Origin of the sequence: Thermasporomyces composti (assembly GCF_003386795.1) — a bacterium.
Lineage (GTDB): Bacteria > Actinomycetota > Actinomycetes > Propionibacteriales > Actinopolymorphaceae > Thermasporomyces > Thermasporomyces composti.
In genome coordinates this window covers 1318406-1331136 of record NZ_QTUC01000001.1, presented here as the reverse complement: position 1 = coordinate 1331136, position 12731 = coordinate 1318406, and the positions used below count along the sequence as shown (strand labels likewise).

Here is a 12731-nt window from a genome sequence, read left to right as displayed (position 1 = left end):
CAAGGTCTCCCGGGCCGGCCGAGACGCGGCCGCTGCGCCGCGTGACTGTGTGACGAACAGCCCCGTCAGCTCTGGTCGCGGCGAGGCCGCAGCTTGGCGAACGCCACGCCCGCGCCGGCCAGGACGACCGCGAGGACGAGTCCAGCGCCCACGGGGACCACCGGGCTGCCGCTCGCCGCGGGCGCCAGCTCGGCGGACGCGATGGCGTCACGTTCCGCGGTGTCACCTTCCGCGGTCCGGCGCATGGCGGTGCTGTGCCCACCGGTCGCCCCCTTCGCCACGGATTCGTGGCGAGCCGCCGAGGGCTCGGCCCGCTCGTCGCTCGTCACCGCGGCCTCGTCCGAACCGTTCGCACCGGCGAACGTCCGCGGCCCGGCCTCGGGGAACTTTCGAGGCGGTGCCAGTCGGTTGGTGGCGCAGGTCACGGTCCCGAGCGCGAGGTCGAACAGGCCGGGGTAGGCCGTCTCGACGCCCAGAGCGGTCACCGTGATCTGCCCGGTGGCCTGGGCCCGGGCGTCGACCTGGATGGTCAGCAGCCGAACGTCGTCCAGCTTCTCGGTGGGCAGAGCCAGCAGGATCTGGTCGAGGACGACGCTCACCTCGCCGGGCAGATGGTTCTGCAGCGCGACGAGGAGCTGGTCCAGGCTCAGCGTCAGGCCCTCCGGGGGCAGGTCGGCGAGTGGAATCTGGTGGTCGCCCACGATCGCGACGACGCGAGCGTGCGCGATGTCGGTCGCGCCGTCGACCTTGGTCGGGGTGGCCAGGCAGCGTGCCGTGATCGCGCTGCCGACGACGGCGAGCTCCACGCTCGGGAGCTTCGGCAGGGCAAGCTCCGTGAGGTCTGGAAGCTCGAGATCGGGCAGGGTGCCGTCGTCACGTGGACGCTGGAGATCGGAGTCCTCGGACGTCGCGAATCGCGGCACAGGGATGTCGGGGATCTCCGCGACGGGAGCCTCCGGCGAGCCCGGCACCGGAACGGGAAGGTCGGGAAGCTCAGGACGCTCGCCACCCACGAGGGCCCCGAGACCGAGGTGATCGAGCGTGCCGAGCGAGATCCGTATCGTGCCCTCACCGGACGCCAGGCAGCCGCTGTCGGCGCCGACCCGGACGGTGCCGCCTCGGCTGACGACACCTGCGCAGGCGGCGGCGATCCCGGTCTCCGACGCGAAGGCGTGTTGCCCGAGGACACCCACCATCGCGAACGGCTGCTGACTGATCAACGGGAGCTCGGGGGTGGTCACCCCACGGACGATCTCGGTCGCGCCGTCGTGGACCGCGACGTACCCCTCGGCACCAGCGATCTCTCCACCTGCGGTGAGGTACAGCGAGTGGGCTGCCGCCCGGCTCGCCCAGGTCTCGTCGGTCACGTCGTTGGGGTCCGCCGCGACCGGCGACGCGGTGAGCGCCGTGATGACGACGGCACCGATCCCGGCGACGGCCGTGCGTCGGACCCACGATTCTGGACGACCTCTCGGGGCGGGGTCCCTGGTCTCCATGGACGCCAGCTCCATGGCCGCAGTCACATCCCTCCTTGGACGTGCGGAAACGCGTCGCCCCCCGAAAGGCGCTCCTGTGGCCTCGGCGTTACCCGCGTCGCCGGGCAGAACGAACCAGAGAACGGACGAGTTACGCCCTTAGGGCGAAGAGTGCGAAATGGGAGAAATCTAACCGTGGCCGAGGTCGTCGAGCGCGGCCATCTCGTCGGGTGCCAACGCGAAGTCGAGAACGTCGATGTTGGCGACGATGCGGTCACGGCGGGCCGACTTGGGGATGACCACGACGCGGTGCTGGATGTGCCAGCGCACGATGATCTGCGCCGGCGTCTTCCCGTGCTCCTCAGCGATCCGTCGGAGCACGGGATGGTCGAGTCGGGCGGCGCGGAACGGGCTGTAGCCCTCGACCACGACCCCGCGGCTCCGACAGCCGTCGAGCATGGCTCGGTCGAACTGGAACGGACTCCACTTGATCTGGTTGACGGCGGGTGTGGCGCCTGTGGCCTGGGTGAGCTCGTCGATCTGCGCCAGCGAGTAGTTGCTCACCCCGATGGCGCGGGCCAGCCCTCGCTCCCGCATCTCGATGAACGCCCGCCATGAGTCCACGCCGGCCGTGCCGCCGGGTGGCCAGTGGACGAGCCACAAGTCCACGTCGTCAGTTCCGAGCTTGGCGAGGCTCTCCTCCAGCGTGCGCCGCTCCCGACCGACATGGTCCGGCGGCATCTTCGTGGTGATGAAGACCTCCTCGCGCGGGACGCCGCTGTCTCGGAGGGCCGCGCCGACCTCGGCCTCGTTGCCGTACCCGGTCGCCGTGTCGATGTGTCGGTACCCGGCCTCGAGAGCCCAGCGCGTGGCTTCGTACGCCTCGCGACCGCGCAGCTGCCAGGTCCCGAAGCCGAGCAGGGGAATGCGTCCGCCGTCACCGAGCGGTACCACGAGGTCAGAGCGGAGGCCGATGCTCGTCATGGGACCGTCCTACCCGGGTCGACGAGCGATGCCAGCCCGTGAGGCGATTGCGCCGGATGCGCAGCAGGACGAACGGCGCTACGGCGGCACGTGAGGGCCGAACGGACCGGGCGAGACATGACCGCCGACCGGGAAATCGCCCGACGGGAAGGCCAGCCATGCGCGTGGGGTTGAAGGAAGCGTGCCCAACGCAACGACGAGAGTCCCGCTGTCCATCCTCGACCTGGCTTGGGTCGGCGAGGGTCAGACCAGTGCGCAAGCCCTCCAGGCGACCATCACGCTCGCGATCCGTGCCGAGGAGTGGGGGTACCACCGGTTCTGGGTCGCCGAACACCACAACATGCCAGGGGTGGCGTCCACGAGTCCGCCGGTCCTCATCGCCCACCTGCTCGCACGGACCTCCACCATTCGGGTCGGCTCCGGCGGCGTCATGCTGCCCAACCACCCGCCCCTTGTCGTCGCCGAGCAGTTCGCCATGCTGGAGGCGCTCGCACCAGGTCGAGTCGATCTCGGGATCGGCCGTGCGCCTGGAACGGATCCGGTGACGGCGGCCGCGCTCCGTCGCGGACACAACCATGCCGCCGAGGACTTCCCGCGTGACCTGGACGCCGTGCTCGCCATGCTCGGTGATCCGACGCGGCACGAGCCGAGGCCGGTCAAGCTGCGCGCCACGCCCGCCGCGACGTCGACGCCTCAGATCTGGCTGCTCGGCTCGAGCGGCTACAGTGCCCAGCTCGCCGGCATGCTGGGGCTGCCGTTCTCGTTCGCCCACCACTTCAGCGCGCACAACACCGTGGGCGCCCTCGAGCTGTACCGGAGTCACTTCCGGCCGTCCGCGGTGCTCGACCGGCCGTACACGATGGTGGCGCAGTCGGTCATCGTCGCCGACACCCAGGAGGAGGCGGAGAGACAGGCGCTGCCGGGTCGCCTGGTCCAGCTCTCGCTCCGGACCGGTCGTCCGAGGGCTCTCCCCACACCCGAGGAGGCGGCGAGGTACCCGTGGACCGACGCCGAACGGGAGCTGGTGGCCAGCTGGCCGAGCCGGCCGGCGATCGGGACGCCGGAGAAGGTCCGCGCCGAACTGATCGAGCTGGTCGAGTCCACGGGTGCTGACGAGCTCATGGTCACCACCCAGGTCCACGGCATCGAGGAACGCCTGTACAGCTACGAACTGCTGGCGAAGGCGTGGACGTAGGTCTTCGTCGGCGCAGGGTCCAGGCGTGGGCTCATTGCGGGGGCCCATGGCGGGGGCCCATGGCGGGTGCAGACGCACTGCGGGGCGTGGGGGACGGCCCTTCCAGCCACTGATCCCAGCCACATGTGGGACCACTCGAGCGCGCCGTGGGACGAGTGCGACCTCTGCCCCCGGGGCGGCCGTGCGGAAGGCACGCCCCACCTGGGCCGAACGTCGGCAGGGTCCGGCGTGCGGACGGTGGCGGGGGCAGGTCACGGTGCAGCTGGGTAGGGCGTGAGGTATGGCGACCGCCACGCGAACCGCGCACGCCCTGCTCGACCGCCACGGCCGAACTTACGCCGACGAGGCCGACATCCGGCTCAGGGACACGCCAGGCCCGCTCTACCAGCTGCTGGTCCTGGCGACGTTGCTGTCGGCTCGGATCAGCGCCGGCATCGCTGTCGCCGCCGCGCGCGAGCTGTTCCGCGCCGGGTATCGCTCGGCGGCCACGATGCGCGACGCCAGCTGGCAGGACCGCGTTGACACGCTGGGTCGGGGGCACTACCGCCGTTACGACGAACGCACCGCCACGATGCTCGGCAGAGCCGCGGAGGTGGTCCTCGAGCAGTGGAGGGGAGATCTGCGTCGTCTCCACGCCGAAGGGGGAGACGTCGACGGCGTGAGCAGGCTCCTCCAGAGCGTTCCCGGTATCGGCCCCACCGGTGCCGCGATCTTCTGCCGCGAGGTGCAAGGCGTCTGGCCAGATCTCGCTCCCTACGTCGACACTCGGGCCGCGCGTGGCGCTGAGCGGCTCGGCTTGCCCGCCTCACCCACCGCGCTGGCTCGGCTCGTGCCCACGGAGGACCTCCCTCGCCTCGTCGCGGGCTGCGTGCGCGCCTCGTTGTCCAAGGACGTCGTGGAGGACGTCCAAACTGGGGTGTGACCGGACCCTCAAGCCGGATACGAGCGAATCTCGGTGGCCTTGACCGCCGCCCACACACGCACGCCGGGCGTCAGTCCCAGCTCGGCGACCGCGCTTGGGGTGACGTCCGCCAGGAGCGCTGGATCGCCCTCGAGCCGGATTCGCACGAGGTCGCCGTGCCGTTCGACACTCGCCACCCCGACCTCCCAACAGTTGCGCGGGCTGCCGTCGGGTCGGGTTCGATAGAGCGCGACGGCGGTCGGCGGAAACGCGACGAACACCTCGCCCTCGCCGGCGTGGGCGAGCGTGATCTCGTGGCCGCCGGGCAGACGGACGCGTGTGCCGTCCGCCACTCCCCGGTACAGGTTGAGCCCGACCAGTCGGGCGACGTAGTCGGTGCGCGGCGTCCGCGCGACCTCGACCGGGGTGCCCTCCTGGGTGACGCGACCGTTCTCGAGGATGACGAGCCGGTCGGCGAGCACCATCGCGTCGAGCGGGTCGTGCGTGACCAGGAGGCAGCACCCGCCGTACGCGGACAGGTGGTGGCGCAAGTCCGCGCGGACGTTCACGCGAGTGGCGGCGTCGAGGGCGGCGAGCGGCTCGTCGAGGAGCAGCAGACGCGGGGCGACCGCGAGCGCTCGGGCGAGCGCCACGCGCTGGGCCTGGCCGCCGGAGAGCTGTCTCGGTCGAACGTCGGCCAGGTCGGCCAGACCCATGCGGCGCAGCAGGTCGAGGGCGTGGGCGCGAGCGGCCGCCTTGTCGATGCCGCGAGCGCGCAGCCCGAACGCCACGTTGTCGAGCGCGGAGAGGTGCGGGAAGAGCAGGTAGTCCTGGAACACCACGCCCAGCGCTCGCTGCTGAGGCGGGACGTGGACGCCGGCCGCGACGTCGTCGAGCGGAGCACCGTCGAGGTGGACCGAGCCGGCCGCGAGCGGCTCGAGACCCGCCAGGGCCCGCAGGGCGGTCGACTTTCCCGCTCCGTTCGGGCCGAGAAGCGCCACCACCTCACCGGGCTCGATGTCGAGGCGGACGTCGAGGGTGAACCGTGCCCGGGTGACGACGAGGTGCGCGCGCAGGCTCATGGTGCGAGCATCCAACGGTCTCGCAGGCCGACGAGGACGGCGACCGACACGGCGAGCAGCAGCAGGCTGAGCACGATCGCCGCGTCCGGGTTCGTCTCGAGCGCGATGTAGACGGCGAGCGGCATGGTCTGGGTCGTCCCTGGGAAGTTCCCCGCGAACGTGATCGTGGCTCCGAACTCGCCGATGGCTCGGGCCCAGGCCAGCACCGCCCCGGCGCCGACACTGGGGGCCACCATCGGGAACGTCACGCGGCGGAAGGTCGTCCAGGCCGAGGCGCCGAGCGTCGCCGCGGCCTCCTCGTAGCGGCGGTCCACGGCGCGCAGCGCTCCCTCGACGCTCAGCACCAGGAACGGCATCGCGACGAACGTCTCGGCGAGCACGACCGCGGATGTGGTGAACGGCAGGGAGATGCCGAACCACTGGTCCAGCCACTGACCCACCAGACCCCGGCGCCCCAACACGAGCAGCAGGGCGACGCCGCCGACGACCGGGGGGAGGACGAGGGGCACGGTGACCAAGGCTCGCACCAAAGCCTTGCCGGGGACGGCGGCGCGAGCGAGCAGCCAGGCGAGCGGCACTCCGACGACGAGAGACAGACCGGTGGCGAGCGTCGCACAGACGAGGGACAGCCGAAGCGCCGCCCACACGGCCGGTGCCCGCAGCTCGGCGAGGAAGCTCCCCCAGGGCGCGCGAAGGAGGAGGCCGACCAGGGGGACGACGAGGAACGCCAGGCCGAGGAGGGCTGGTGTGGCGAGCGCGAGCGGTGGGCGGGTGACGCGACCGTGTGCCACGGTGAACCGGGTCATGGCACCTCGAAGCAGGCCTCGGTGAGTCGCTGTCGGCCGGCGGCGGAGTGGACGTGGTCGACGAACGCGCGCGCCGCGGTCGGGTTGGGCGCGTCGGCGAGCACGGCGATGGGGTAGTCGTGCACTGGGCTCGTGGCCTCGGGGAGGTCCAGCCCTCGGACGGCGTCGCCGGCCGCGCACACGTCCGTGAGGTAGACGAGTCCGGCGTCCACCTCGCCGGTGCGGACCAATGTCAGGACGGCCTTGACGTCAGGCCCGTAGGTGTCGGGTCGGGGGATGACGCCTGCCCGCCGGAACGCCTCCGCCGCCGCTCTGCCACACGGCACCTGCGGGGCACAGACCGCGAGCCGCAGCTCCGGTCGAGCGAAGTGCGCGAGACCGGCGACCCGCCCCGGGTTGTCGGGTGGGACGGCGATCTGCAGTCGGTTGGTGGCGAAGATCGTGGGCTGCTGGGCGAGCCTCGTCCCACCGTCGGCCTCCGCCACCCGTCGCATCGTCGCGAGGTCGGCCGTGGCCAGGACGTCGGCGGGGGCCCCGTTGATCACCTGCGTGGCGAGGGCGGAGCTGCCGCCGAAGCTGAGGCGAACCGTGGTGCCCGGGTGGGATCGCTCGAAGTCCCGGGCGATCTTGTCGAACGCCTCGGTGAGGGACGCGGCCGCCAGGACGGTGACCGTCCCGTTCGGTCGTGCTGTGCTGCCGTCCGCACGGTTCGACGGTGCGTCCGCGGGACTGGCGGATCCGCAGCCCGCGAGGACGAGCGTCACCGCTACCAACAGGAGCGGACGCCAACGAGAAGGCCGCCGCGTGGTGGGAAGACGGGGGCGCACGCCGCCGATCGTACGGCGTGGCTCCGGTCTCCGGCACCGTCGAGCCAGGGTCACCCGCTCTCGACCCGGCCGCCGCGACGCCGGTGAGGCCTCAGCGCACCTCGATGCCGTTCGGCGGCAGGTGATCGCCGACGAGCGCGAGGGTCTGGATGGCCGCCAGCGCGTACTGCGCCGTCGCGTTGGTCGACACCCAGGTCGCCTCGTCCAACGGGTTGAGCGCGTCCGGGCCCTCGACCCGCTGGGTCTCCCAGACGATGTCGGGACCGTAGCCGGCGTCACCGCGGTAGAACTCCTCCCACGCGCGGCGGGCGAGGGCCGGGTCGCCGGTCTTCGCCGCCGCGTAGGCGGTGAGCCGGCAGTGGGCTTGGCGCAGGTTCAGGTTGCCAAGGGACTGGCCGAGCTCGGCGATCTGCTCCTCCGCGGGCGCGTTGTAGAGCCGGCAGTACTGCAGCCACGCTCGTTCGAACGCCGGGTCGTCGACGAGCTGGATGAGCTCGCTGCAGATCTCCACCTTGCCGAACACGGCGGACAGGTGGGAGACGCCGATCTTGTCGCCGGGCGACACGTATCGTCCGGTGTCGATGTCGTAGAGGACGTCGTCGGTGAAGTGCCCGTACCGCAGGCGCCCGATGCTCTCCATCCCGTTGAGCAACTTGGTCTTGGCGATCGGGTCGCCGTTGCGCTCCCACTCGGTGAGCCACGCCGCGGCCAGCGACCCCCAGTCGGTTCCCAGGCCGATGGCCAGGGCGTGCGGATCGGGCTCGTACGGTTCGGTGCGGATCTTGCGGATCGGATCCAGCGTCAGGAACGTCTCGTCAGCGTCGATCAGCTCGTGCAGCAGATCGCCGGTCCGCTCGTCGGCGGTCAGGAAGTAGTAGAACCGCCGGTACGCCGCCGTACTGACCCGGACCTGCTTCGCGCTGTCCGCCCAGTGTTGGACGCCGTGCCGGGTGCCGAGCTTGGCGAACCGACCGAGGTGGTAGACGTCCACCTCCCCGGTGTGGCGCGTCATCGCCTCGGCCATCCGGAAGATGTCGGCGCGGCCGGTGCGCAGGTAGCTGTACCACAGCCACAGGTCGGGGGAGAGCTCGGAGTTGTCCCAGGCGTAGCCGCCCACGTCGTACCGCCAGCAGTGACGATCGGGGTCGTAGGCGTGCATGACGTCCCCGAAGTTCCAGAAGCCGTACCAGCGGTGCTGCTCGATCTGCTTCTGGTAGTAGTCGATGAGGAAGTCCAGGCGGTCCTCGATCTCGGCCTTGGCGGGAGTCGATCGGTCCGGCAGGCTCCAGTCGCCGAAGACCTCGGCGCCGCGCAGGTGGGCGGGCGGCGCGGCGAGGAGCGGCGGGACGGCCGCGGCGGCGGCGAGATCCGCCAGGCGCTCGGTGGAGGGTGTCGCGTCGAGCGCCCAGAAGGTCAGCTCGGTCGTGCGGGCGATGCCGACCGGCGTCCCGAACTCGGGCTCGTAGTCCTCGTAGGTGATCTCCAGGCCTTCGAGCTGCTCGGCGTACGTGTCCTGCCCCATCCCGTCGTGGTAGAAGCGCAGGTCCATGGGCGGCGCTTCCGGGGCCCACAGCCACACCGTCGCCTCGGCTTCGTCGCTGGCGGCGTGCCGGATGTCGAGCTGCGTGGGGTACAGCTGCCAGAAGTGCCGCATCCCGAAGGCCAGACCACCGCTGACGCCTCCGACGTAGCCGAAGCCGAGCGCTCGTCGCCCCCCACCGACGTCGATCCAGCCGTGGCCGGCCTTGGTGCGCTTGCGAATGTGGAAGCCGTCGGCGGTGAGCTGGCTGAGCGTGTAGTCGCCCCAGGCGGGGATGTACTGCACCCGGCTGCTCACCCGGGTGTCCCACTCGCTCATGGGCGGGGTCGGCTGGCCGGCGACCTGGGCGGCGCGAACCGCCGCGCCTGGGTCGCGACGCAGGCCGGTGAGACCCTTGACCGCCTCGGCCAGCATGCCCACGCGCTTGCCTGGCGGCTGCTCGCCGGCGAGCCGGATGTGTCGGTCGTGGAGCGCGTCGCGCATCGGCACTGTGAAGCGCACCCCGAGACCGCGGATGAACCGGTCCTCGGGCTCGGTGTCGACGATGAACGTGTGCATCATTCGCACGCTCTCCGCGCCGGCGTAGAAGTACAGCCGGACCGTGAACGGCAGCCACGCCGCACCGTTCGGCCCGCGGTGCTTCCCCTCGATCCGCACGACGGCGCGGACCGGCCCGGCCTGTTCGACCTCGACGCGCTCGTTCACACCGACGTACCGTCGCCGACGCTCGGTGCCCTCGTCCCCGTCCACCACGCTGTCCTGAGCAACGCACACCAGTTGGCCCGCCCGGGCGATCTCACGTCCGTCCCGGGTGAGCGAATGGACGAGGGTGGAGCCCCTCTTCATCACCCGACAGACGATCACCCCGGTGTCCACCTCGACGTAGCCACGGGTGTCGCGGACGGTGACCTTCGTCGAGGACTCCGTCGGGGTGCCCGGGCTCAGGACGTAGGACTTCGCGGCTGGCAGGGTCGCCCCGATGGCGTGGGCGCTCCACTTCAAGGACCCATCCGGCCAGTAGCCGATCGGCCACGTCTGGATGGGCACGTCGACGCCGGTGTCCGTCCGCAGCGTGAACTGCTGGTCCGCGGGGAAGGCGCCGCGGGGCCAAGGCACTCCCCACGTCGTCCCGCTCAGCTCAGGCGGTGGGTCGCCCTCCAGCCAGTGCAGGGTGGTGCTCTGGCCGCGCGCGTCGGTTCGGTGCACGCCCGCGGGCGTCGACGCGCGGGCCTGGGTGGCAGCTCCGAGGTGAGCGGAGGCACCCACCATGACGGCCTGCTTGAGGAAGCCCCGTCGGGAGTACCTGGGCACGGCGAACCTCCAAGGCGTCGAGTGAGCGGAGCGTCGCGTTCGGTAAGCGCTTTCTCGGATGCTAGGGGCGTGGATCTTCCCGTCAAGGCGAACGCATTGACCGGAGGCGGCACTCGCGGCGAGCTCGGGCCGCCTGGTCAGCCGGGGCGGGCCGCGAGCCGGTGTGCGGACGAGACGGCCACCGAGGTGGTGCGCATGGACGGCGCCGGGCAGGATCGGGGTGTGCAGGACGGAACGCAGCGCTCACCCGACCGGCCCACGAGGGACCCCGAGCACGAGCGCTGGACAGGCGCGGCAAGCCGGCCGAGCCCGCGCGACGCTCACGGATCCGCGACGTCGCCGCGGTGGCGCGTCCAGCGGCTCGGGTCGTTGTTGCCGAGCCACACTACCGAGGACCGACTCGAGGCCTGGGGTGACTGGTCGGGCGACGACGACGAGCGTCTGCTCAGGGAGGTGCCGCCGCACCACGGGACGTGAGCGGTTCAGACGGGACCGGCGGCGGGGCCGGGTCAGGACCGGCCGCGTACCACGGCCGAGAGCCGTGCGGTGACCGCCGCTCGCGCGAGGTCGGCCGCGACGTCGGCGGGGACGGCGAGGACGACCAGGTCGCCGGGGCTCTGGGCCACGGTCGTCTCGACCGCGCTGAGATCGGCAGAGGTCTCCGCCGCGCGCCCGGTGGCGCCCGTCCGGTCCGTGCTCGGCAGGGCGATGACCGGTGCGGCGCGAGCCACGAGCTCGACTCTGGCTGGCGCTGGGTTCGTGGCGGCTGGGTCGGTCGTGGCTGGGTCAGTCGTGGCTGGGTCGGTGGGCACGGCCAAGACGTCGATCCGATCACCGACCTGGACCGCGGCCAGGTCACCGGGGTCGGCCAGCCGGACCGTCGCGGCGACCAACTCCTGACCGTTGGCATAGGCGTCGAGCAAGCTGGGACCGAGCACCCGGACGTCGGTGAGGGGTTCACCCGCGCGGACGGGCGTTGCCAGCACGCGAGCGGCGCGGGGGTCACCAGGACGCAGCGCGCCGGCCGGCACGGTGTCCGTCGGCAGCGCCACCACGCGGAGGTCGGAGGGCTCGAGACGTTTCCCGCCAGGTAGGTCGCGCGCCGCCACCAGCACCTCGGTCGTGCTTGCCGGCTCGGGTTCGAGTCCGTGCAGTGCCAATGCCACGCCCGCTGCCGCGAGTGCGGCGGCGACGAGACGGCGGTGCCAGGAGACCGCTCTGGCGACACGTCGCAGAGCACCACGACCAGCCGTCACGACCGCTCACCCGGGCAGCTCGAAGGGCAGGGACAGGCCGTCGAGCGCGAACGCGCACGGGCAGTCTCGCTCGACCGGGAGCTCGGCCACGACGAGGCGGAGCAGATCCCTGAGTCGGCTGACGTGCTCGCGGAAGACCGCGAAGACCTCCTCCTGTGACACGCCCTCGCCCTCGGCGAGACCGGCGTCGAGGTCGGTGACGAGAGCGATCGCGGTGTAGCACAGGCCGAGCTCCCGGGCCAGCACGGCCTCGGGATGCCCCGTCATGTTCACGACGGTCCAGCCGAGGTCGGCGTACCACCGCGACTCCGCGCGGGTGGAGAAGCGCGGTCCTTCGACGACGACCATCGTCCCGCCGTCCTGGGCCGGCCAGCCCGACCGGGCGGCCACCTCGACGACGGTTCGGCGTCCGCGAGGGCAGTAGGGATCGGCGAAGCTGACGTGGACCGCGGCGTCGTCGTAGAAGGTCTGCGGGCGTCCCGAGGTGCGATCGACGAGCTGGTCGGGGACGACGAGGCTGCCGGGCTTGAGCTCGGGACGCAGCGAGCCGACGGCACAGGGGGCGAGGACCTGCCGCACGCCGCAGGACCGCAGCGCCCAGAGGTTGGCGCGGTAGTTGATGCGGTGCGGCGGGAAGCGGTGGTCACGCCCGTGCCGGGGGACGAACGCGACGTGCCGACCGTTGACGACGCCCATCGTGAGCGGATCGGATGGCTCGCCGAACGGCGTGGTCACCGAGACCTCGGTGGCGTCGTCGAAGAACGCGTAGAAGCCGGAGCCGCCGATGATCCCGATCTCCGCGCGGGGAGGGCTCGGTGAGGAGGCTGGGGGCGCAGTCATGCGCCACAGCGTAGAGAACGAGCGCGCCGTCAACGGCGTCGTCCACAGGGAGACGCCGCTCGAGGATCTGTGGACGACGGCTCGATGGCCTGCCGCATACGCGCCACCTGGGCGGCGCGGGCCGCCCAGGGCGTGGCTCGATCGCGGTGCCCGCCGGCCGACTCAGGCCGCGGACGAGGACGACGAGCTCGAGCTGTCCGAGCTGCTGGAGCTGTCGGACGACGAGCTCGACGAGGAGCTGCTCTTCTTTCCGTTGCTGTCCGAGCGGCTGTCGGTGCGGTAGAACCCCGAGCCCTTGAAGACCACACCGACGGGACTGAAGACCTTACGCAGCTGTCCCTGGCAGCTGGGGCACTCGCGAAGCGGCTCGTCGGTGAACTTCTGGACGACTTCGAGCCTCTCGTCGCATTCGACACAGGCGTACTGGTATGTCGGCACTGCCCCTCCATGTCGTAGACGCCGCCACGAAGGCGGGCACACGCGCGCTCAGATTAGCACTCTTCTAGTGTGACTG

12 protein-coding genes are annotated in these 12731 nt (G+C 71.5%); 3 read left to right on the top strand and 9 right to left on the bottom strand.

Annotated features, from left to right (window positions below):
- Positions 1 to 65: 65 nt before the first annotated feature.
- Both DFJ64_RS05830 and DFJ64_RS05825 read right to left on the bottom strand, forming a co-directional pair.
- Positions 66 to 1523, bottom strand: a complete 1458-nt coding sequence (locus tag DFJ64_RS05830) for a hypothetical protein (RefSeq protein ID WP_147304611.1) — start codon at positions 1521 to 1523, stop codon at positions 66 to 68.
- 141 nt (positions 1524 to 1664) lie between these two features.
- Entirely contained in the window at positions 1665 to 2459 is a 795-nt protein-coding gene (locus tag DFJ64_RS05825) for an aldo/keto reductase (RefSeq protein ID WP_115849520.1), read from the bottom strand.
- 181 nt (positions 2460 to 2640) lie between these two features.
- Here DFJ64_RS05825 and DFJ64_RS05820 point away from each other — a divergent pair, with 181 nt between their 5' ends.
- Together DFJ64_RS05820 and DFJ64_RS05815 are read left to right on the top strand one after the other, a co-directional pair.
- Positions 2641 to 3654 carry an LLM class flavin-dependent oxidoreductase gene (locus DFJ64_RS05820; protein ID WP_115849519.1) on the top strand — a complete coding sequence of 338 codons (1014 nt, stop codon included), beginning with the start codon at positions 2641 to 2643 and terminating at the stop codon, positions 3652 to 3654.
- Between the two features lie 280 nt (positions 3655 to 3934).
- Positions 3935 to 4576: an endonuclease gene (locus DFJ64_RS05815; RefSeq protein ID WP_115849518.1), complete on the top strand. Its 642-nt coding sequence runs from the start codon at positions 3935 to 3937 to the stop codon at positions 4574 to 4576.
- A gap of 8 nt (positions 4577 to 4584) precedes the next feature.
- On the opposite strand, the gene DFJ64_RS05810 is transcribed toward DFJ64_RS05815, so the two are convergent.
- From DFJ64_RS05810 to DFJ64_RS05795, 4 genes are all read right to left on the bottom strand, one after another.
- A complete protein-coding gene (locus tag DFJ64_RS05810) occupies positions 4585 to 5637 on the bottom strand; it encodes a sulfate/molybdate ABC transporter ATP-binding protein (protein WP_115849517.1) in 1053 nt (350 codons plus the stop codon).
- Positions 5634 to 6443 (bottom strand): ABC transporter permease, encoded by an 810-nt coding sequence (locus DFJ64_RS05805; protein WP_115849516.1) that lies wholly within the window; start codon positions 6441 to 6443, stop codon positions 5634 to 5636. The genes DFJ64_RS05810 and DFJ64_RS05805 overlap by 4 nt, the downstream gene beginning before the upstream one ends.
- On the bottom strand, positions 6440 to 7270 hold the full coding sequence (modA, locus tag DFJ64_RS05800; protein WP_115851854.1) for a molybdate ABC transporter substrate-binding protein: 831 nt from the start codon (positions 7268 to 7270) through the stop codon (positions 6440 to 6442). Before modA ends, DFJ64_RS05805 begins: the two co-directional genes overlap by 4 nt.
- 91 nt (positions 7271 to 7361) lie before the next feature.
- On the bottom strand, positions 7362 to 10121 hold the full coding sequence (locus DFJ64_RS05795; RefSeq protein ID WP_211310508.1) for an exo-rhamnogalacturonan lyase family protein: 2760 nt from the start codon (positions 10119 to 10121) through the stop codon (positions 7362 to 7364).
- 69 nt (positions 10122 to 10190) lie between these two features.
- On the opposite strand from DFJ64_RS05795, the gene DFJ64_RS05790 reads away from it, so the two are divergent.
- Positions 10191 to 10598 (top strand): hypothetical protein, encoded by a 408-nt coding sequence (locus DFJ64_RS05790; protein ID WP_147304610.1) that lies wholly within the window; start codon positions 10191 to 10193, stop codon positions 10596 to 10598.
- 32 nt (positions 10599 to 10630) lie between these two features.
- On the opposite strand, the gene DFJ64_RS05785 is transcribed toward DFJ64_RS05790, so the two are convergent.
- From DFJ64_RS05785 to DFJ64_RS05775, 3 genes are all read right to left on the bottom strand, one after another.
- On the bottom strand, positions 10631 to 11377 hold the full coding sequence (locus DFJ64_RS05785) for an SAF domain-containing protein (protein ID WP_245940962.1): 747 nt from the start codon (positions 11375 to 11377) through the stop codon (positions 10631 to 10633).
- Positions 11378 to 11383: 6 nt separating this feature from the next.
- Positions 11384 to 12217, bottom strand: a complete 834-nt coding sequence (locus tag DFJ64_RS05780; RefSeq protein WP_115849514.1) for an S-methyl-5'-thioadenosine phosphorylase — start codon at positions 12215 to 12217, stop codon at positions 11384 to 11386.
- A 162-nt stretch (positions 12218 to 12379) separates the two neighbouring features.
- The gene (locus DFJ64_RS05775; protein ID WP_115849513.1) at positions 12380 to 12655 is read right to left on the bottom strand and encodes an FmdB family zinc ribbon protein; all 276 of its coding nucleotides are present in this window, start codon (positions 12653 to 12655) and stop codon (positions 12380 to 12382) included.
- Positions 12656 to 12731 lie beyond the last annotated feature (76 nt).

Coding starts and splice junctions, on each gene's coding strand:
- DFJ64_RS05825 (WP_115849520.1), bottom strand. CDS start 2,459: ATGACGAGCATCGGCCTCCGCTCTGACCTCGTGGTACCGCTCGGTGAC.
- DFJ64_RS05815 (WP_115849518.1), top strand. CDS start 3,935: ATGGCGACCGCCACGCGAACCGCGCACGCCCTGCTCGACCGCCACGGC.
- DFJ64_RS05810 (WP_115849517.1), bottom strand. CDS start 5,637: ATGAGCCTGCGCGCGCACCTCGTCGTCACCCGGGCACGGTTCACCCTC.
- DFJ64_RS05805 (WP_115849516.1), bottom strand. CDS start 6,443: ATGACCCGGTTCACCGTGGCACACGGTCGCGTCACCCGCCCACCGCTC.
- DFJ64_RS05780 (WP_115849514.1), bottom strand. CDS start 12,217: ATGACTGCGCCCCCAGCCTCCTCACCGAGCCCTCCCCGCGCGGAGATC.